The sequence below is a fragment of the Anaerotignum faecicola genome (assembly GCA_024460105.1).
Taxonomy (GTDB): domain Bacteria; phylum Bacillota; class Clostridia; order Lachnospirales; family Anaerotignaceae; genus JANFXS01.
Genome location: JANFXS010000406.1, coordinates 1 through 418 on the forward strand (window position 1 = coordinate 1; position 418 = coordinate 418).

Here is a 418-nt window from a genome sequence, read left to right on the forward strand (position 1 = left end):
ATGCGTTTCCCTGCTTTAAGCTTGCAAAAACCTTTAGGAAAGCTCCTCCGGCAATAGCGGCTGAAATATGCGGCAAAATTAGAAAAACCCCCTTTTGTTTCCGAAATTAAAATAATAGGCGCATATATAAATTTTTTCACCGACAAATCGTTTTTTGCAAAGGAAGTTATAACAAAAGTCATTGCCGAAGGAACGGAATACGGCAGATCCGAAAAAGGCAGAGGAAAAACGATTGTTATAGATTACTCGTCTCCGAACATAGCGAAACCGTTTCATGTAGGACATCTCCGTTCTACAGTTATAGGAAATGCGATTTATACAATACACGAATTTTTAGGATATAACTGTGTGGGAATAAATCATCTCGGCGATTGGGGAACACAGTTTGGAAAGCTTATATACGCATACAAGCATTGGG

General features: G+C 39.0%; 1 pseudogene. It reads left to right on the top strand.

What is annotated here, in order from left to right:
• A pseudogene (gene argS, locus NE664_14605) lies at positions 1 to 418 on the top strand (arginine--tRNA ligase).